The sequence below is a fragment of the Enterobacter sp. Cy-643 genome (genome assembly GCF_011752815.1).
GTDB lineage: Bacteria > Pseudomonadota > Gammaproteobacteria > Enterobacterales > Enterobacteriaceae > Cedecea.
In genome coordinates, this window is sequence record NZ_VWWV01000001.1 from 147,447 (window position 1) to 165,760 (window position 18,314).

Annotated in this window: 16 protein-coding genes; 7 read left to right on the plus strand and 9 right to left on the minus strand. The window is 57.3% G+C overall.

Going from position 1 to position 18,314, the window contains the following annotated elements:
• Nucleotides 1-164 precede the first annotated feature (164 nt).
• Nucleotides 165-1,301, minus strand: coding sequence for an NADH:flavorubredoxin reductase NorW (gene norW / locus F3J29_RS00710; RefSeq protein ID WP_166862236.1), 1,137 nt, complete (start codon nucleotides 1,299-1,301; stop codon nucleotides 165-167).
• A complete protein-coding gene (gene norV / locus F3J29_RS00715) occupies nucleotides 1,298-2,749 on the minus strand; it encodes an anaerobic nitric oxide reductase flavorubredoxin (RefSeq protein ID WP_008460343.1) in 1,452 nt (483 codons plus the stop codon). The genes norW and norV overlap by 4 nt, the downstream gene beginning before the upstream one ends.
• 221 nt (nucleotides 2,750-2,970) lie before the next feature.
• Here norV and norR point away from each other — a divergent pair, with 221 nt between their 5' ends.
• From norR to F3J29_RS00735, 4 genes are all read left to right on the plus strand, one after another.
• The gene (norR, locus tag F3J29_RS00720) at nucleotides 2,971-4,491 is read left to right on the plus strand and encodes a nitric oxide reductase transcriptional regulator NorR (RefSeq protein WP_166862238.1); all 1,521 of its coding nucleotides are present in this window, start codon (nucleotides 2,971-2,973) and stop codon (nucleotides 4,489-4,491) included.
• A 116-nt stretch (nucleotides 4,492-4,607) separates the two neighbouring features.
• Nucleotides 4,608-5,540 carry an extracellular solute-binding protein gene (locus tag F3J29_RS00725; protein ID WP_286175103.1) on the plus strand — a complete coding sequence of 311 codons (933 nt, stop codon included), beginning with the start codon at nucleotides 4,608-4,610 and terminating at the stop codon, nucleotides 5,538-5,540.
• Nucleotides 5,537-6,295, plus strand: coding sequence for a molybdate ABC transporter permease subunit (locus F3J29_RS00730; protein ID WP_166862240.1), 759 nt, complete (start codon nucleotides 5,537-5,539; stop codon nucleotides 6,293-6,295). The genes F3J29_RS00725 and F3J29_RS00730 overlap by 4 nt, the downstream gene beginning before the upstream one ends.
• Nucleotides 6,296-6,399: 104 nt before the next feature.
• On the plus strand, nucleotides 6,400-6,870 hold the full coding sequence (locus tag F3J29_RS00735) for a 2TM domain-containing protein (protein WP_166862242.1): 471 nt from the start codon (nucleotides 6,400-6,402) through the stop codon (nucleotides 6,868-6,870).
• On the opposite strand, the gene pdeB is transcribed toward F3J29_RS00735, so the two are convergent.
• Complete coding sequence (gene pdeB, locus F3J29_RS00740) at nucleotides 6,871-8,430, minus strand: cyclic di-3',5'-guanosine monophosphate phosphodiesterase PdeB (protein ID WP_166862244.1); 1,560 nt, start codon at nucleotides 8,428-8,430, stop codon at nucleotides 6,871-6,873.
• 107 nt (nucleotides 8,431-8,537) lie between these two features.
• Here pdeB and F3J29_RS00745 point away from each other — a divergent pair, with 107 nt between their 5' ends.
• Nucleotides 8,538-9,251, plus strand: coding sequence for a GntR family transcriptional regulator (locus F3J29_RS00745; protein ID WP_166862246.1), 714 nt, complete (start codon nucleotides 8,538-8,540; stop codon nucleotides 9,249-9,251).
• On the opposite strand, the gene F3J29_RS00750 is transcribed toward F3J29_RS00745, so the two are convergent.
• A complete protein-coding gene (locus F3J29_RS00750) occupies nucleotides 9,248-10,447 on the minus strand; it encodes an enolase C-terminal domain-like protein (protein ID WP_166862248.1) in 1,200 nt (399 codons plus the stop codon). The genes F3J29_RS00745 and F3J29_RS00750 overlap by 4 nt on opposite strands.
• A 279-nt stretch (nucleotides 10,448-10,726) precedes the next feature.
• On the opposite strand from F3J29_RS00750, the gene F3J29_RS00755 reads away from it, so the two are divergent.
• Nucleotides 10,727-12,127 carry a PTS transporter subunit EIIC gene (locus tag F3J29_RS00755; protein WP_166862249.1) on the plus strand — a complete coding sequence of 467 codons (1,401 nt, stop codon included), beginning with the start codon at nucleotides 10,727-10,729 and terminating at the stop codon, nucleotides 12,125-12,127.
• Nucleotides 12,128-12,169: 42 nt separating this feature from the next.
• Complete coding sequence (locus tag F3J29_RS00760) at nucleotides 12,170-13,165, plus strand: LacI family DNA-binding transcriptional regulator (RefSeq protein WP_166862251.1); 996 nt, start codon at nucleotides 12,170-12,172, stop codon at nucleotides 13,163-13,165.
• On the opposite strand, the gene F3J29_RS00765 is transcribed toward F3J29_RS00760, so the two are convergent.
• From F3J29_RS00765 to F3J29_RS00785, 5 genes are all read right to left on the minus strand, one after another.
• On the minus strand, nucleotides 13,160-14,602 hold the full coding sequence (locus F3J29_RS00765; protein WP_166862253.1) for a glycoside hydrolase family 32 protein: 1,443 nt from the start codon (nucleotides 14,600-14,602) through the stop codon (nucleotides 13,160-13,162). The genes F3J29_RS00760 and F3J29_RS00765 overlap by 6 nt on opposite strands.
• A 4-nt stretch (nucleotides 14,603-14,606) precedes the next feature.
• Nucleotides 14,607-15,857 carry an oligosaccharide MFS transporter gene (locus F3J29_RS00770; RefSeq protein WP_166862255.1) on the minus strand — a complete coding sequence of 417 codons (1,251 nt, stop codon included), beginning with the start codon at nucleotides 15,855-15,857 and terminating at the stop codon, nucleotides 14,607-14,609.
• A gap of 201 nt (nucleotides 15,858-16,058) precedes the next feature.
• Nucleotides 16,059-16,718, minus strand: a complete 660-nt coding sequence (locus F3J29_RS00775; RefSeq protein WP_166864839.1) for a methionine ABC transporter permease — start codon at nucleotides 16,716-16,718, stop codon at nucleotides 16,059-16,061.
• The gene (locus tag F3J29_RS00780; RefSeq protein WP_166862258.1) at nucleotides 16,715-17,506 is read right to left on the minus strand and encodes a methionine ABC transporter ATP-binding protein; all 792 of its coding nucleotides are present in this window, start codon (nucleotides 17,504-17,506) and stop codon (nucleotides 16,715-16,717) included. Before F3J29_RS00780 ends, F3J29_RS00775 begins: the two co-directional genes overlap by 4 nt.
• Nucleotides 17,503-18,309 (minus strand): MetQ/NlpA family ABC transporter substrate-binding protein, encoded by an 807-nt coding sequence (locus F3J29_RS00785; protein WP_166864841.1) that lies wholly within the window; start codon nucleotides 18,307-18,309, stop codon nucleotides 17,503-17,505. The genes F3J29_RS00780 and F3J29_RS00785 overlap by 4 nt, the downstream gene beginning before the upstream one ends.
• Nucleotides 18,310-18,314 lie beyond the last annotated feature (5 nt).

An 18,314-nucleotide genomic window follows, 5' to 3' on the forward strand; every position in this document is an offset into this window, starting at 1 on the left:
CTCCCCACAGGGGAGAGGGGATAAAATCAGGTACGAAAACTTTCTTTCTACCCTTTTCCTGAGGGAGAGGGAATAGACTGGATTGCATGTCATTTTTTCTCCCTCGCCCCTTTGGGGAGAGGGTCGGGGTGAGGGGAAAAATGGCTCCCTACGCTCATTGCCCTTCAGCCTAACTGCAGCTCCCGCACCAAACTAAACGCCTGCTTCATATGATCCTCGCTGACGATAAACGCCCTTAGCTGCTGCGCGGCGTCCATTCCTTTGGCAATCAGCCCTTGCGGACCGGCGCTAATCTGCCAGATCAGGTCGCGGCGCTGGGTTTCTCCGGCCAGGTGCAGCGGCATCTCCGGCGTTTTCACCTTGACCAGCATCGCCGGAAGGGAAAGTGCATCGCTCGCCCCGAGCAGGTTTTTCGCCAGCGTCATGGCGCTGAGCTGAATCGGCTGCAGGAACGGCAGCACTTTACCGTCGATTTCCGCGCAGTCGCCAAGGGCGTAAATATCCGGATCGGAAGTTTGCAGCTGGCTGTTCACCTTAATGCCTCGATTAACCTCAAGCCCTGCGTGCTGAGCCAGCCCAACGTTCGGGCGCAGGCCAATGGCAGAGACTACCGCATCAACGTGCAGCTCACGTCCGTTGTTGAGCGTGGCGCATAGCCCTGACTCCGCCTGGCTCACCGCTTCCAGACGCTGGTTGAACAGCAGCTCGACGCCCATCTGGTTCAGGCGGGACTGCAGGCGGCCGCTAACCTCCGCCGGCAGCAGCGACGCCATCAGGTGGCTGGCGTTATCCACCAGCACAACCTCTTTGCCCGCGCGGCAGAAGTCCATCGCCAGCTCGCTGCCGATCAGCCCGCCGCCGAGGATCATCACCCGCCGGGCGTCGCGCAGCCGGGTTTCGCAGGCCTGATACTCCTGCTGGCTGTTGAGCGTCGTCATCAGCTCTTTGCCGCAAACAGGTGGCAACAGAGCGGAAGAGCCGGTCGCCAGCACCAGTTTGTCATAGTGCCATTGCCGTTCGCCGCAGTTGACCCGTTTGTTTTTGGCGTCGAGGCTGCTGACCCAGCTATTGGCGTGCAGCGTCAGGTTGAACTGCTCCGCAAACGCACCAGCCTGCTGGCGGGTCATCGCTTCGGCCTGCTGGTTTAAGCTGATGACGTGGCTCAGGTCCGGTTTGTTGTACTCGTCGGCGCTGTCGGCGGCAATCAGCCGGATGGGCACCTCAGCGCTGTGTTTGCGGATATTTTTCACCAGCTGGCGGGCGGCAAAGCCCGAGCCGACTATCACAATGCCGTTGTTCATTTGGCCTCCGTTGCCAGTTCGTCGAAGACGTCTTTGCCCAGCGAACATTCAGGGCACAGGAAGCTGTCTGGCACTTCGCTCCACGGCGTGCCGGGCTCAACGGCCTGCATCGGTTCGCCCTGGGCCGGATCGTAGATCCACTGGCAAACGCTGCACTGCATGCGGGGGCCGAGGTCGGCACCGGTGGATTCGGCTTTTGCTTCTTCGGCTAGCGGAGCGACGGTGATTGAAGCCTGAGCCACCGGCAGCGGGGAGAGCGCCCACTGGCGGGCAATTTCGCGACCGTGTTCGCGGCAAAGTTCCAGGGCGTTGCCGTCCGGGCGCCATTTGGCCTTCAGGCTGAGGGACATTTCAAACCCGGCGTCTTGCAGGCGGGTGGAAAGGCGATCGACCGCGCCGCCGCTCCAGCCGTGGGAGCCGAAGGCGCTGGCGCGTTTGTTGCGGAAGCGCAGCCCGGTTATCTCTTCCACCAGCCCGGCGATTTTCGGCATCATCACGTTGTTCATGGTAGAGGTGCCGACCAGCACGCCTTTGGAGCGGAAAACGTTGGTCAGAATTTCGTTTTTATCGCTGCGCGCCACGTTGAAGATTTTCACCGCCACGCGCGGGTCAACTTCATGAATGCCCTGGGCAATGGCGTCAGCCATCATGCGGGTGTTGTTCGACATGGTGTCGTAGAACAGCGTGATGCGGTCTTCCTGGTAATCGGCGGCCCATTTCAGGTACAGCTCAACGATTTGCGTTGGGTTGTCGCGCCAGACCACGCCGTGGGAGGTGGCAATCATCTCCACCGGCAGGTTGAAGCCAAGGATTTCGGTAATTTTCGGCGTTACCAGGCGGCTGAACGGCGTCAGGATGTTGGCGTAGTAACGCTGGCACTGTTCGAACAGCTCGGTTTGATCCACTTCGTCGTTAAACAGATGCTCGTCGCAGTAATGCTGGCCGAAGGCGTCGTTGCTGAACAGCACCGCGTCGCCGGTCAGGTAGGTCATCATGCTGTCCGGCCAGTGCAGCATTGGCGTTTCAACGAAGATCAGCTGTTTGCCATTGCCGATGTCCAGGCTGTCGCCGGTTTTCACCACCTTAAAGTTCCACTCCGGATGATGGTGGTGACCATTAATGGAGTCGATGCCGTTGGCGGTGCAGTAGATTGGCGTGTGCGGGATGCGTGACATCAGCTCGGTCAGCGCCCCCGCGTGGTCTTCTTCCGCGTGGTTGATAATGATGTAGTCGAGCGTGTTAAGGTCGATTTCACGTTCAAGGTTTTGTACAAACTCGCGGCTGAACTTGTGGTCGACGGTGTCGATCAGGACGGTTTTTTCTTCGCGAATGAGGTAGCTGTTGTAGCTGCTCCCGCGCAGTGTTTTATATTCCGTGCCGTGAAAATCACGCACTTCCCAGTCACGTTGTCCAACCCACTGTATGTTGTTTTTAACCTGAATAGCCATTGAGAACCTCATTGATGTCATAGCGTTAAGTGCTTCAATGACGGTGTAATTGCGAGTATCGTGCCAGTTTTGTAATTTATTGATTTTTAATTGTTTGTTGTTTTTTTTGTTCTTTTTTATTGTCATAATGACATTGTTGTTTTTGGTCATAATGACTCTGATGTTTGTCATTTTGACGACTCAGGCGTAAGCTGAACGCCTCGCGTTCCAGGAGCCTCCCTATGAGCCTGTCGATGTCTTCTCTCGCCGCCATTGCCATCGAACTGCAGAGCGGCATCAGCCATTCCGATCGCTTTACCCGCGTTATCCGTACCCTGAGAAAGCTGCTCGGCGGCGATGCCACGGCGCTGCTGCGCTACGAGTCGCGGCATTTTTATCCGCTGGCGATAGACGGCCTTGCCATCGACGTACTGGGGCGGCGCTTTGCCGTGGACGCTCATCCGAGGCTGGAGGCCATTGCCCGCGCGGGGGACGTGGTGCGTTTCCCGGCCGACAGCGAGCTGCCCGATCCTTATGACGGCCTGATTCCGGATCATGAAGAGCTTAAGGTTCACGCCTGCCTGGGGCTGCCGCTGTTTGCCGACCAGACGCTTATCGGGGCGCTGACCGTGGACGGCATGGATCCTCATCAGTTTGACGGCTTCAGCGATGAGGAACTCAGGCTGATTGGCGTGCTGGCGTCCGGGGCGCTGAACAATGCTTTGCTGCTGGAACAGCTGGAAAAGCAAATGCCGGAAGGCACGGTGCAGCCGGCTATTGCGCGAGAGGCTGCCGGAGAGATGATTGGCCGCTCGCCGGGCATCATCCAGCTGAAAAAAGAGATTGATATCGTTGCCAGTTCCGATCTGAACGTGCTGATCACCGGCGAGACGGGCGTGGGGAAAGAGCTGGTGGCGCGGGCAATTCATGCCGGATCGGCCAGGGCGGCAAGTCCGCTGGTCTACCTTAACTGCGCCGCGCTGCCGGAAAGCGTGGCGGAGAGTGAGCTGTTCGGCCATGTGAAGGGCGCATTTACCGGGGCGATTCATCACCGCACCGGCAAGTTTGAAATGGCGGATAACGGCACGCTGTTTCTCGATGAAATCGGTGAACTGCCGCTGGCGCTGCAGGCCAAGCTGCTGCGCGTGCTGCAGTACGGCGATATACAGCGAGTGGGGGACGACCGCAGCCAGCGCGTGGATGTTCGGGTATTGGCCGCGACTAACCGCGATCTGCGCCAGCGGGTACTGGCCGGCGAGTTCCGTGCCGACCTGTTTCACCGCCTGAGCGTCTTTCCGCTGCACGTTCCGCCTCTACGCGAGCGGGGAGAGGACATTGCGCTGCTGGCCGGCTTTTTCTGCGAGCAAAGCCGCGTGAAGATGGGGCTGAAGCAGGTTGGGCTGAGCGAATCAACCCGGATGCTTTTGGCGCAGTATGGCTGGCCGGGAAATATCCGCGAGCTGGAACATGCTATTTATCGCGCGATTGTGCTGGCCCGGGCGGGCGCTCAGCAGGGCGAGATTATACTTCAGCCTCAACATTTCCAGCTTGCTGGCCAGCTGGATGTTGTCGTCCACGAGCCTGAAACCGCACCTGCAACGCTGTCTTCAGTCAGCCTGCGTGAAGCGACCGATGCGTTTCAGCGCGGCAGGATCGTGGAAGCGCTTGCCCGCCACGGCAATAACTGGGCGGCCAGCGCCCGGCAGCTTGGCGTCGACGTGGCCAATCTTCACCGACTGGCGAAGCGGCTGGGCGTGAAATAACCCCGAGGGAGTAACCCTTAACTTCAACCGTAGATAAATTCATCATACAAACTCGTTGTTTAGCGGCGAAGCGGCGCGGATAATCGCTGTGTACTTTAATATATAACGAGGATGCTATGGCTTTGACTTCAGCACGCAGCGCGGGCGCCCTGGCGCTGTGCTCACTTCTTTTCAGCGCTTCGGCGCTGGCTTCTGCCGATATTCGCGTCACCTATGCAGGTTCGATGGGCAAGGTCATGGACCAGTCCCTCGGCCCGGCCTTCGCGAAAGAAAACCACGGTGATTACCAGGGGCAGGGGCAAGGCGCTTACGGAATGGCGCGGCTGCTTGCCAGCAAGAAAATTACCGCCGACGTGTTTGTCTCCATCACCCCTGGCCCTATGCAAATCCTGAAAGATGCCGGGCTGATTGACGATGCCGTGCCGGTGGCCAGCACCAGCATGGTTATCGCCTATAGCCCGAAAGGAAAATACGCGCCGCAGTTTGCCGCCGCGAACGGAAAAGACGCCAGCTGGCTGAAAGTGCTGGCGACGCCGGGGCTGAAGTTTGGCCGTACCGATCCGTATAACGATCCTAAAGGGCAGAATATTGTCTTTACGCTGCTGCTGGCGGAAAAATATTACCAGCAGCCGGGCGTGGCGAAGCAGGTGATGGGGGAAGTACAAAACCCTGCCCAGGTTAGCCTGGAAGGTGGCCTGCTGACGCGGCTGGAGAGCGGGCAGGTTGACGCCGCCGCCGGGTACGAAAGCGAAGTGATTTCCGCCAAACTGCCGTACATCGCGCTGCCGGATGAGATAAACCTCAGCAACCCTGATGAAGCCAAACAGTGGTACGACACCGTGAGCTTCACCATCAAGGACAGCGCCGGGAAAGATCGGGTGCTGCATACCCAGCCGCTGGTCTATTACGCTGCCGTGCTGAAAAATGCGCCGAACGGCGTGCCGCAGGGGCAGAAGTTTATCGACTTTATGCGCAGCGCCGAAGGCCAGAAGCTGTTTAAAGCGAATGGCTATGCGGCACCTAAAGGCCAGGCGATTTACGCGCAATGATGCGTAGCCCGGCGCTGTGGCTGTCGCTCCCGGCGTTACTTCTGCTGGCGATTCCGTTTGCGACTTTGCTGGGCGTCACGCCGTGGCGCGGGTTTCATTTGGCCTGGGGAGACGGTGGCGCGATTGCCGTTTCCCTTGGGCTGGGCGGCCTGGCGCTGATGATTGTTGTCGCGCTGGGGCTGCCGGTGGCATGGTGGCTGGCCTGGGCCAAAGGCCGGCGTCGACTGCTGGTTGAGATCCTGGTGTTGCTTCCCCTGCTTACGCCGCCGCTGGCGATGGGGATTTTGCTGATTTCCGCCTGGGGGCCGTATAGCCTGGCGGGGGAGTGGCTGTCCCGCTTCGGGCTGACGCTGGTGAATAACCCCGGAGCTTTCGTGCTGGCTCAGGTTTACGGCGCACTGCCTTACTTTATTACCGCCGCCCGCTCCGCGTTTGCCGCGGTGCCGAAAGAGATCCTTGAAGCCGGGCGCACGCTCGGGGCCTCGCCGTGGCAGCGATTCCTGCGCCTTGCTTTGCCGATGTCCGCGCCGGGACTTGCGTCGGCGCTTGCCGTGGCCTGGGTTCGGGCCATCGGTGAATTTGGCATCGTGATGATTTTTGCCTATTTCCCTCAGGGGATCCCCGTCAAGCTGTATACCAATCTGCAAAACGACGGCGTGGATGCGGTTTATACTTTGGTATGGCTGCTGCTGCTGTTCACTTTGCCTCTGCCGATTATCTGCTTTGCTTTTGCCCGGCGAAAAGCGGCACATTAGGGCTGTCAGGTTGCTGTCGGGTTGATGTCGTGTCGCTGTCGTGTTGAAGTGGCGCGGGCTGAGCCATAGTCAGGGCGGGTTAAATCATTTGAGGATCTCCAGCCATGAGTAACAACATTAAAGCATTGCGTTTGTCCCGCGCCTGGTCCCAGGAGCAGCTGGCCGAACTCTCTTCCCTGAGCGTCAGAACTATTCAGCGTATTGAAAATGGCGGCCAGGCAAGCCTGGAAACCATGAGCGCGATTGCGGCGGCGTTCGATCTCAAGGTAACGGATTTGTACGACGGCATTGAGCCGGACGCTGAACCAGAGGACGCGCTCAATACGCGCATTCTTGAAGCTAAGCGCCGCGTGGCGCGCGAGTACCGCTTCTACCGTTCCGTGCTGGTGTGGGCGATTGTGTGTACCGGGCTGGCCGTTATTAACTGGCTGACTTCGCCGGGCCACTATTGGTTCCAGTGGGCAACGCTGATTTGGGGCGCGCTGCTGGTGATGGGCGGCCTGCGCCTGTTCCTGCTGAAGGGCTGGCTGGAAAAACGCCAGCAACAGCGCCTCCAGCAGCTGTTGCGGAAGTGATCAGTTCACAATGCGGTTGCGGGCAATCCAGTCGATAAACGCCTGTTTCGGCAGGGCTTTGCTGTAAAGCCAGCCCTGCCCCCAGGCGACGCCGTGTTCCCGCAGCCACGCCGCCTGCGCCGCCGTTTCAATCCCTTCGGCGAGCGTCGCCAGATGAAGCGTTTTCGCCATTTCAATGATGTACGGCGTGACGTTTTTGTACTCCAGCGCGTCAACGAACGATTTGTCTATTTTCAGGATATCGACGTCGAGATCCTGCAGGTAGCTGAGGCTGGAATAGCCGGTGCCAAAGTCATCCAGATAGATAGGATGACCCGCCTCGCGGTATTTCGCCACAATCGGGGCGCTCACCTTAGGGTTGGCAAAGCCTCGCTCGGTAATCTCCAGCGCTATTTGTTCCGCTTTGACCTGATACTTCAGCAGCAGCGGCCTGATGGCCAGCAGCACCCTGTCGTTAAGCACGTCGCTCGGGGAGAGATTGATTGAAATATGGTGCTGAGGGTGGGCGTGCAGCCAGTCCCCGAGATCGGCGAAAGTCTTTTTAATCACCAGCTCGGTGATCTGCGAAATAAGCCCGGTCTGCTCAGCAATGGGAATGAAGATGTCCGGGCTGATGAAACTCCCGTCCGGTAAGCGCCAGCGAAGCAGCGCTTCTGCACCTACGCCTTCACCGGTTTTTAAATCAACGATGGGCTGATATTCGAGGCTAAATTCCCGGCCTCTGATGGCGTCCTGAATACGCGCCTGCGGGGATTCAAGGCGGCGCAACAGGCGAGTGATGAACCAGCCTGCGCTAAGGCTAACGAGAATACCTATTGGCAGCCAGATGACCAGTTGCTTATACCAGGCCGTTTGCAGCGGGGCGCTGGACGCCCAGGTTATCAGGGCCAGCCCGGACGCCGGAGAGCGGAGAATGACATAGTCGTTTTTCCCGTCGGAGTAAGTTGTCACGCCCTTTGCTACCTGACTTTCCCAGCTGTTGTTGGGCAACACGGCGTTACTGGCAATCAGTCGATTACGCGCCAGGCCAACCAGCGCAACGTTGACCGGCGTATTGCCAAGAGGAATGACGTCAATGAAGGCCTGCGGATCGATAACCACCACATGATCCTGGTTACCGATGTAGATCATTGGGCGCTGGAAACCCAGATCGGTGACGTCGGTGTACCAGGCGAAGAAGCCCCGTGTGCTTTGCGTATCGGGTGGGCCAAGCTTAATGCCATGGTGTGCTGCTTCAAGGGAAGAGCATACGGCCCGATCGCCGACGAGATAGACGACTTCCTGGATGTAGAGATAATCAAAAGCGACGCGGCGCATGGCATCCAGGTGGCTGGCAGAGCAGTGCTGGCCGCGAAAAGCGTTGATTTGCCTGAGCGCCATGTTGGCCTGGCTAATAACTTTGTCGCTGCGGACCATCCCACGATCGGCGTAATTTTCAAGCTCGTTGTGGAAGTTTTTCTCGGCTTTGTTGTGGGCCAGATAAATGCTAAGCAAGATGGGCAGCAGCACTGCCACGATCAGTACGCCATTGACGAGGGTGACCCTTTTTTGGCTTGTCATAAGTGGGTTCCGGCGTAAGGGGGTAAATGTCAGGGATAATTTACCTGCCAGCATAGTTCACAGGGCGCAGGAATGTTATGTTTCAGCGCAAAGGTTAGGAGCCCGCGATGAAAAAGAAAGACTTTGTGACCCAGGATTTACTGAGCAAAATTTATCAGCACAGCGAACCTGGCCCGCGCAAATTGCCGCCTGAGCGGCAGCTGGCCGAAGAATATGGGGTTTCACGCTTTACCATCCGACAGGCGCTGGAAAAACTGGTCAGCATTGGCGTGGTTTCCATTATTCAAGGATCCGGGATCTGGATTAACGAGCAGGCCCGCAGCAGTCCGCTGGTGTATAACTCGATTACCGAAAAGTCTTTCGACCGCATTACGTTTCGGCTGATTAGCCTGCATAAAAAGCTGCCCGACCGCGACGAACAGCAGGTTTTTGGCCTCGGCGCCAGGGAGTTTATCTGGCAGTTTTGCCGCCTGCGCCTGGTGGATGGCCAGAAAGTACAGATTGAAACGTCGCGCCTGCCGGCTAAAGATTTCCCCGACCTCAACCAGAAGGCGATAGAAAGCTCTTTACAGCAATATGTCCTGAGCAAGGGGTTTCGTATTTCGCATTTACTGACCCGCTACCAGGCCGTTGCGGTCAATAAAGAACAGGCCCAGCTGCTCGAATGCAAGAAGGGCCAGCCCGCGATGCAAATCAGTAATCGCGGCATTCTGGAAGGGGGACGGGTGTTTGAGATCAGCGATATCGTCGATATCAACTATTCCTGCACCTACGTTATCCCCTTCAACCACGCTAATCTCGCCCGCCGTAAAACGTCTTAAGGCGTGTGGATCGCGCCGTTGGGCAGGCGGCTTTGCGTCCATTCGTGCGGGCGATATTCCACCGGGAAGCGTTCCGCCTGTCGCGGGTCAAAGCCCACGCCAATGCCCGGTTTTTCCAGCGGATACATATAGCCTTTTTCCGCCGCCGGGGCGCCAGGAAACACGGCGGCGGTGTTCTCTTTGACGGGAATAAACTCCTGAATCGCCGCGTTATGCAGGTGAATGTTCAGGTGCGTATTCACCGCCACCGCAATCGGCGTCATGTCCGGTGGCCCGTGCCAGGCGAGGCGCACGCCAAAGGCCTGGCAGAGCACCGCCAGTTTTAGCGCCGGGGTGATCCCGCCGATCTGCGAAACGTGGCAGCGAATAAAATCAATGCGGCGGTTCACGATCAGGTCATGCCATTCCGCCGGGTTGTTGAACAGTTCGCCCATCGCCAGCGGCACGGAGGAGTGCTGGCGCACCTGCTCCAGCCAAGCGCTTTGCTGCGGCGGCAGAATATCTTCGATAAACCACGGCTGGTAAGGCTCCAGCGCTTTCGCCAGTTGAATGGCCTGCTGGGGGAATAACCGTTCGTGAACGTCGTGCAGGATGTGGAAGCGGTGGCCGTATTTCTCACGCAATGCGCGGAACATTTCCACCGTGTTAGCCATGTATTCGTCCTGGTCGTAATACGCGCCGGGCGTGGGATCTTTGGTCTGGTGCATACGCTGAGGCGTGCCGCCATAGAACCCCAGCTGGCAGCGAATGTAGCGGTATCCTTGCGCCAGCAGCATATCCACTTCCTGATAAAGCCCGTCAAGCGTTTCACTGGCGGCGTGGCTATAGACCGCGATGGCATCCTTCGATTTGCCGCCTAAAAGCTGGTAAAGCGGCATATTCGCCAGCTGGCCTTTGATGTCCCACAGCGCCATATCCACGCCGGCGATGGCGTTGTTCATGATCGGGCCGTTTCGCCAGTAGGCGTTGACGGTCATCATCTGCCACAGGTCTTCGATGTGGTTGGCGTCCCGGCCAATTAACAGCGGCTTGAGGTATTCATCGACCAGGGTTTTTACCGCCAGCGGCCGCTGCTGGAAGGTGGCGCAGCCAAGACCGGTTACCGCTTTGTTGGTGGTGACTCGCACCGTGACCAGGTTGTGCCGGTCCGGTTTAGTAATAAAACATTCAATATTTTCGATAATTGTGGGTAGCACGAGAAAGCTCCACCGTCAGGCTGATATAAGCGCAATGAATTAAGTTCGGCTATTACTATCACCCTATTTTTCCCCGGCGGTAAACGCTTTTTTGACTCTTTTTTATTGGTCAGTTATTTGACTTTTAAAGGCGGTAAAACCGTACCAATTGCTGTTGTTGTTCTTTTGTTTTGGCTATTTGTGACGATTGTCATGTTTCATTGGTTTGTTTTTGATTTTTCGATTCTCTACCATCGGCGCAGCAACACATAGCAATAAACCAACACCGGGGAGTTATTCATGGGGAGTCGTGACGTCATTGCTTCTATTATTCGTCTGGTCGGCGGGACGGATAATATTCATAAAGTCTGGCACTGCATGACGCGTCTGCGTTTCGATTTAATTGATGATAATAAAGTGAATCAGGCGGAGATCAAAAAACTGCCCGGCGTGCTGGGCGCGCAGACACAAAGCGATCAGTTTCAGATAATCATCGGCCCGCAGGTGAACAGCTGGTATGAGCAACTGACTGCGCTGCTTGGCGGCGCAAAAGAGGCACCTGCCGGCTCTACTGGCAAGAAAGAGCGTAAGAGCCTGGTGTCGCTGTTTATGGACACGGTTTCCGGCGTTTTTGGCCCGATTGTCCCGGCGATAGCCGGGGCGGGGATGATCAAAGGCCTGCTGGCCGGGCTGGTGGCGCTCAAGCTGATCTCGGCCAAAAGCGATACGGTGATCGTTATCGATCTCATCGCCAGCGGCGTGTTTTATTTTCTGCCGTTTTTCCTCGCGATCTCCGCGGCCAGAATGTTCAAAACGAACGAATACCTCGCGGCGGCGGTGGCGGCCTGCTTCATGTACCCGTCGCTGATTGAAGCGGCGAAAGCGCTGGCCGCGCATCAGGCGGGCGCGGTGGATGCGTTCTATTTTCTGAATGCGATCCCGGTTTCGGTGTTTAACTACGCCTCCAGCGTGATCCCGGTTATTTTCTCGGTACTGGCGCTGAGCTATATCCACCGCTGGGTGGACAGCATCATGCCTGACGTGCTGAAAACGGTGTTCACCCCGACGCTGACGCTGTTCATCTCCGCGCTGGTGGCGCTGGTGGTGATTGGCCCGCTGGGGATTTATCTGGGGAAAGGGCTGGCCTGGTTTATCGAAGGGCTGTTCGGGATCTCCGCGAGCTTCGCCGGGCTGGTGGTGGGCGCCATTCGCCCGATAGCGATTCTGACCGGGATGCACCATGCCATGACGCCGATTGCGCTGCAGAATTTCACCGATCGCGGCTATGACATGCTGATGCCGATGATGTTTATGGCCAATATGGCTATCGCCGGGGCGACGTTTGCCATCTGGCGGCAGAGCAAGTCGAAAGCCGATCGCTCGGTGGTGCTGTCTGCCGGGATCTCCGCGCTGCTGGGGATTACCGAACCGGCGCTGTTTGGCGTATTAACCCGCTACAAGAAAGCGTTTATTGCCGCCACGGTTGCCAGTTCGATTGCGTCGGCCTTCATCGCATTTTTCGGCGTGCGGCTGTACGGCTATATCCTGTCGAGTATCTTTAGCTTGCCGGCTTATATCGGCCCGTACTTTATCTTTGCCCTTCTGGGGGTGGCGCTGGCGCTGGGACTTTCTTTCGCGCTGACCACCGTGCTGGTGCGTGAGAAAGAGACAAACGCATTCTCGTCGAGAAAAAGCGTGTAAAAACCGCTACTATCGATTTTTCTCTCGCGCGAATGATTGGATATGGCTTCTCTGAAAGATGTAGCAACCCTGGCGGGCGTGTCGCTGATGACCGTTTCCAGGGTCATTAATCAGGCTGAACACGTTAGCCCGGTGACCCGGGAGCGGGTACAGCGGGCCATTGATGAGCTGAAGTATGTGCCGGACTATTCCGCCCGGAAGATTCGAAGCAAAGGCGTTAAAGCATCGACAATCGGTATTCTGGCGCTGGACACCGCCACCACACCCTATTCTGTAGAAATACTGTTGGCCATTGAGCAGACGGCGCGTGAGCGAGGCTGGAACAGTTTTCTGATCAATATCCTTTCTGCTGATGACGCCGGGCGGGCAGTGAATCAGCTCCTGGCCCAGCGGCCGGACGGCATCATTTTTACCACGATGGGGCTGCGGCACGTTGAGCTCCCTGCGGTATTAAATACCCACCGGGTAGTGCTGGCTAACTGTATTAGCGACGAGGCTGATTTACCGAGTTACATTCCGGATGATTTTAACGGGCAGTATCAGGCGACTCGCTATCTGATTGAGCGGGGATACCGCCGTCCGCTTTGTCTGTGGCTGCCCGAAGAAGCGCTTGCCAGCGGTGCTCGCCGGCATGGGTTCGAGCAGGCCTGGCGTGAAGCCGGGCTCGACGTTGAGGTTGTGATGCAGTATCACATGCAGTGGGGCGATAGCCATTATCCTGAACTTGCCGGACTTGTTCTGGCACATTGCCAGCAAGGCAAAGCGGATTTCGATGTGCTGGTGTGTGGTAATGACCGTATCGCTTTTGTGGCCTGGCAGACGCTGTTGGCCCAGGGCGTGGCAATTCCTGAGCAGGTGGCTGTGCTTGGATTTGATAATCAGGTAGGGCTCGGGGATTTGTTCCTGCCGCCTCTGACGACGGTGCAGCTGCCGCATGACGCGATTGGTCGCCAGGCGGCACTGCATTTAATTGACGGGTTGGCCAGCGGCGGCATCCAGCGGCTGCCATGTCCGCTGGTCAAGCGTGTTTCGCTATAAAGCGTTCAATTGCCACAGGGTGCCGCCCCGGCATAACGCTTTCCCGTGGCTGGCAAAAAGCTCCAGTTGACGTTCCCCTGGCTGAGGGTAGAGCCGGCTGCTGAGACAGTATTCGCCCTGGTTAACAAAAACTTCAATGGAAGAGCGATCGATAAAAATCCGCAGATGCAGATCGCCGTTTTCCGATAACGGCACGCTGCGATTGCCGTCCAACTGCGGGGCCTGATAGCAGCGTGACAGCACCAGACGCCGCGTCAGCGCATCGACAAACAGCTCACAGCCCTGTCCCAGGCGAATGCCGTAGCGTTCAGCCGTACTTTGCCCGGCCTCCCAGGCTATCTCTAACTCCACGGCTTCTGCATTCGGGTGCAGCATCTGCTTTTGTGTGTCCAGCACGCAGGGCAACACTAATTGCTCCCCGGCGCGGAGCGTGGCCAGTTCGTGAACCGGATTCTGGTAAAGTTTGCCGTTTGGCATAATGCACAGCTCGCGCGGCACGGTAAGGCAACCCGCCCAGCCTTCGCGTTTGGAAGGCATGGGCGATTCCCACATGTCCATCCATCCCAGCACGATGCGGCGGCCATCTTCGGCAACAAAGGACTGCGGGGCGTAAAAATCGTGGCCGTGATCCATCTCTTCAAACGGCTGATAAACGGTGAAATCTTCCCCCGGTTGCCATCGCCCTCGCAGATAGCCGCTCTGGAACAGGTTTTGATATGCCAGGCCTTTAGCCTTGATGCCCTGCGGGGAAAACATCATGATCTGGCTGTTTCCAAGCGGGAAGAAGTCCGGGCATTCCCACATATAACCCATATCCGCGTTAGCTTCTGCGAGAATACGATCCAGCTGCCAGTCACGAAGTGAATTGCCCCGATAAAGCAATATCTTGCCTCGATCGTGCTCGTCCCGCGCGCCAATGACCATCCACCAGCTGCCATCCTGTTGCCATACTTTCGGATCGCGGAAATGCATGATGCCGGGCGGCGGGGTGAGAATGACGCCCTGTTTCTTAAAGTGAACCCCATCTTCGCTGGTGGCGAGACATTGCACCTGGCGTATAGCGCTGTCATTGCCCGCACCTTCCAGCCAGATATGTCCGGTGTAAATCAGCGAAAGCACGCCGTTATCGTCCACCGCGCTGCCGGAGAAACAGCCATCGCGATCCCATGCATCTCCTGGTGCCAGCGCAATGGGCTGATGTTCCCAGTGAACCATATCCTGGCTGGTGGCATGCCCCCAATGCATTGGCCCCCAGTTTTCATCGAACGGATGGTGCTGATAGAAGGCGTGGTAAAGCCCGTGGTGATAAATCAGGCCGTTAGGATCGTTCATCCAGCCCGCGGGCGGCGCCAGATGATACAGCGGATAAAATGCGCTGCCGCGAGTTGTCTGCAGTATTTCTAAGGCGACTTGCGCCTTGTTCAGTGGGGTAGTCATAGCATTACCTGGTGGTCAGATTTAAAGAAGGGTGTTGGTTACCGGGGGCTGAGTCTTTGAGCAGCAAAGCGGAAATCAGCGTGAGCGCCAGAACCAGCCCGGCCAGAATCATGTAGGTGTCCGCGAAGCCTAGCTGGTCGTAGCCGCGCCCCACCAGTGGAGAAAGTACGGTGGCGCAAATCGACGTTATAAACTGGAAGCCCACCAGATACAGCGTGGCCGAGAGCCGCTGATCGAACTGCGTGGTGATGTACTTAAACATTGAAATAAGCAGGATAGGAAGCTCAACGGCGTGCAGTAGCTTCATGCAGGAGATGGTCAACGGATCGCTTGCCATGCCGGAGCCAAAAATACGTATGGCCATGATCAGACCGCTGAGCAGCAGCCCGCGTTTGGCCCCGATGCGGTTGACGAGCATTGGGGCGAGAAACATTCCGCCCGCTTCCAGAAAGACCTGGAAGGAGTTGAGAAAACCAAACATTTCGTTGCCGCGCTGTACGTCGTTAAACAGCGAGGCGAAGTACACCGGAAACTGCTGATCGTAAACGTTGTAGACGCTGACGCCGCAAACGAAAAGAACCAGCGCCCAGAAGCGAGAAAGCTTTAGCAGTCCGAAGGCATCGCCCAGCGTAAGGGCGCTGGCTTTGCCGTATTCCAGCTCGCTGAGGGCATTGGGCTGCATATCGCGCATGCGCCACAGCAGCAGCAGAAACAGGCAGGCCGAGGCGCTACCCATCCAAAAATTCAGCTGTGGATTGAGATTAAAGAGCAGCCCGGCAAAAAATGTGGCGCCAGCCCAACCTAAAGAGCCCCACATGCGTGACTTGCCGTATTCAAAGCCAACGATGCGGCTGACGCGCTCGGTGTAGGATTCCAGCGCACCAATCCCGGCGAAGAAAGTTGCCCCGACATAAAGCCCGACGCTGATAGCACCTGCGACGATATTTATCTGGAGCAAGGGCGTGCAGACGAAGATAAACCAGGGCCCGCTTATCAGAAGCAGGACGCCTATCGCCCACAGCAGCGATTTACGAAGCCCCAGTTTGTCCTGAATAAAGCCGTACAGCGGTTGGGCACACAGCGCAGTGAAGGCGATGATGGAGAAGATCAGTCCGGTTTCCGCCCCTTTCAGGCCGATTTTCTGGTTTAGCCAAAGGGCTATCAGTGAAAATGCCGATGACCAGGTCCAGAAAAAGGTAAACAGCAGCCCGCTCAGGATCAGATAGTGGTGTTTATTGCGTTTGGTCAGTGCCATGTGTGCAGTCTCTGAGTGCTTGAATGACCGTATTGTTAACGTTAACTTTTAAGCGGGAGAAGGGAGTGAAGTTCATAAATGTGATGTTAATCGCAATAGTTAACGTTAACAATGTGATTTTGTGATCCAGATTGGATCATCAGCGAGAGGGGGAAACAGAGAGAAGCCCGATGCAGGGCACCGGGCGTTCATCAGGGGAGATCAGCGGCGGTGCGCCAGGCGGCGAACTAAATGGTCGCCGAGGCTTTGCACCAGATGCACCATTACAATCAGGATGATGACCGTCCCGACCATGACCTGATTGTTAAAGCGCTGGTAGCCGTAGCGAATGGCCAGGTCGCCCAGACCGCCACCGCCGATCACGCCGGCCATTGACGAAAAGCCTATCAGCATGACTATCGTGAGCGTGATGCCCGCCAGAATGGCAGGTAGCGCCTCGGGCAGCAGCACTTTGCTCACCACGTGCCAGGCGTTGCCGCCCATCGACAGAATGGCTTCAATGCGGCCTTTATCTACCTCATCCAGCGCGCTTTCGACCACGCGGGCGAAGAAGGGAAAGGCGCCGATGGTGATGGGCACCACCGCCGCGGTGCTGCCGAGCGTGGTGCCGACGATAATGCGGGTCAGCGGGATCAGCGCAATAAGCAGGACAATAAACGGCAACGAGCGCCCCACGTTAATGATGCTGCCGAGTACCTGATTCAGGCGGGGCGCAGGTAATACCGCATCCCGGCGGGTCAGGAACAGCAGGACGCCAAGCGGCAGCCCAATCAGTACGGTAAACAGCCCGGCCAGGCCCACCATGTAAAGCGTGTCGAGGGTGCCGTCCAGCAGCAGCGGCCACAAATCTTCCCAACTCATGCTACTTCGCATAAGACTCTCCCTTCCACGCCGTGGCGGCGTAAGAACTCGCGTTCGGCCTCTGCGTCGTGCAGCAGTGAAGTGCGTAACCTGGAGAACGGGTCGACTAATCGTTCAGACAGCGGGCCGCTTTCGATTAATTGGCCGTGCTCCAGCAGCGCCGCGTGATCGCAGATGGCTTTGACGACTTCCAGCTGATGGGTGATCAGCACGACAGTCAGCCCAAGCTGGCGGTTGATGTCCGCCAGCAGGGCCAGAATTGAGGCGGTTGTGTCAGGATCCAGCGCGCTGGTGGCCTCATCGCAGAGCAGGATTTCCGGATGGGCGGCTAGCGCCCGGGCAATGCCAACGCGCTGTTTTTGCCCGCCGGAAAGCTGGGACGGAAAGGCTTTGGCTTTGTCGCTCAGGCCCACAAGATTCAGCAACTCGGCGACACGCTTTTGGCGAGCCTCACGCGGCGTGCCGGAGATTTCCAGAGGCACGGCGACGTTGTCTTCCACGCTGCGGGCGTGAATCAGATTGAAATGCTGGAACACCATGCCTGTGCGCTGGCGATGCTGGCGAAGCTCGCGCTGGTTAAAAGTAGTGATGTCCCGGTCATTCATGATAATGCGGCCCGAGGTGGGCCGCTCCAGCAGATTGAGACAGCGAATAAGCGTACTTTTTCCGGCGCCGCTGCGGCCCAGAATGCCGTAAATCGCGCCATCCGGAACCACAAGGTTAATGTCATCCAGCGCCGGTCGGCCTTCTCCGGCATACACTTTGCTCAGCCGCTCAAGGGCGATCATGACTTAGTCTCTACCGGAATAACCGAGCCGTTGTACTGTTTGCGAATGAACTCGGCCACCTGAGGGGATTCGAGGTCTTTTGCCAGCTGTTTGATACGCGGATCGTTTTCCAGATTCGGGTTGGTGACCAGAATATTGGCGTAGGGGTTATGGGTCGCGCTTTCAAGGCCAAGAGAGTCTTTGGCCGGGCTGAGTCCAGCTTCCAGTGCGTAGTTGCCGTTGATCACGCCCAGGCCTACGTCATCCAGCGAGCGGGGAATCTGCGGGGATTCAACTTCCAGGATTTTCAGCTTCTTCGGGTTGCTGGCGATGTCTTTGGGCGTCGCCTGATTGGTGGCGGCGTCTTTAAATTCCGGTTTGAGGGCGATCAGGCCTTTGTCCTGGAGCAGGTAAAGGGCGCGGCTGAGGTTGGTGACGTTGTTCGGCACCGCGATGGTTGCGCCTTCCGGAACGGATTTCAGATCTTTGTATTTGTGAGAGTAGATGCCCAGCGGTTCGATATGTACCGTGGCGGCAACGACAAATTTCTTGCCGAGCGCTTTTTCCTGGTCACGCAAATAAGGCACATGCTGGAAATAGTTGGCATCGACGTCGCCGTTCGCCAGCAGTTCGTTGGCGTTAACCCCGTTACTCAGTTCGACGACCTTCAGCTTGAGGCTGGGATCGAGTTTTTGCACAAAGGCGAGGATTTCCGCATGCGGGACCGGATCTGCCGCGACGCGCAGCGCATCTGCGGCCTGTGCCGCGAAAGCCAGAGACAGTGACAGCGCAACGCCAGCTAATGTAAAAGCGGTCTTTTTCATCATTA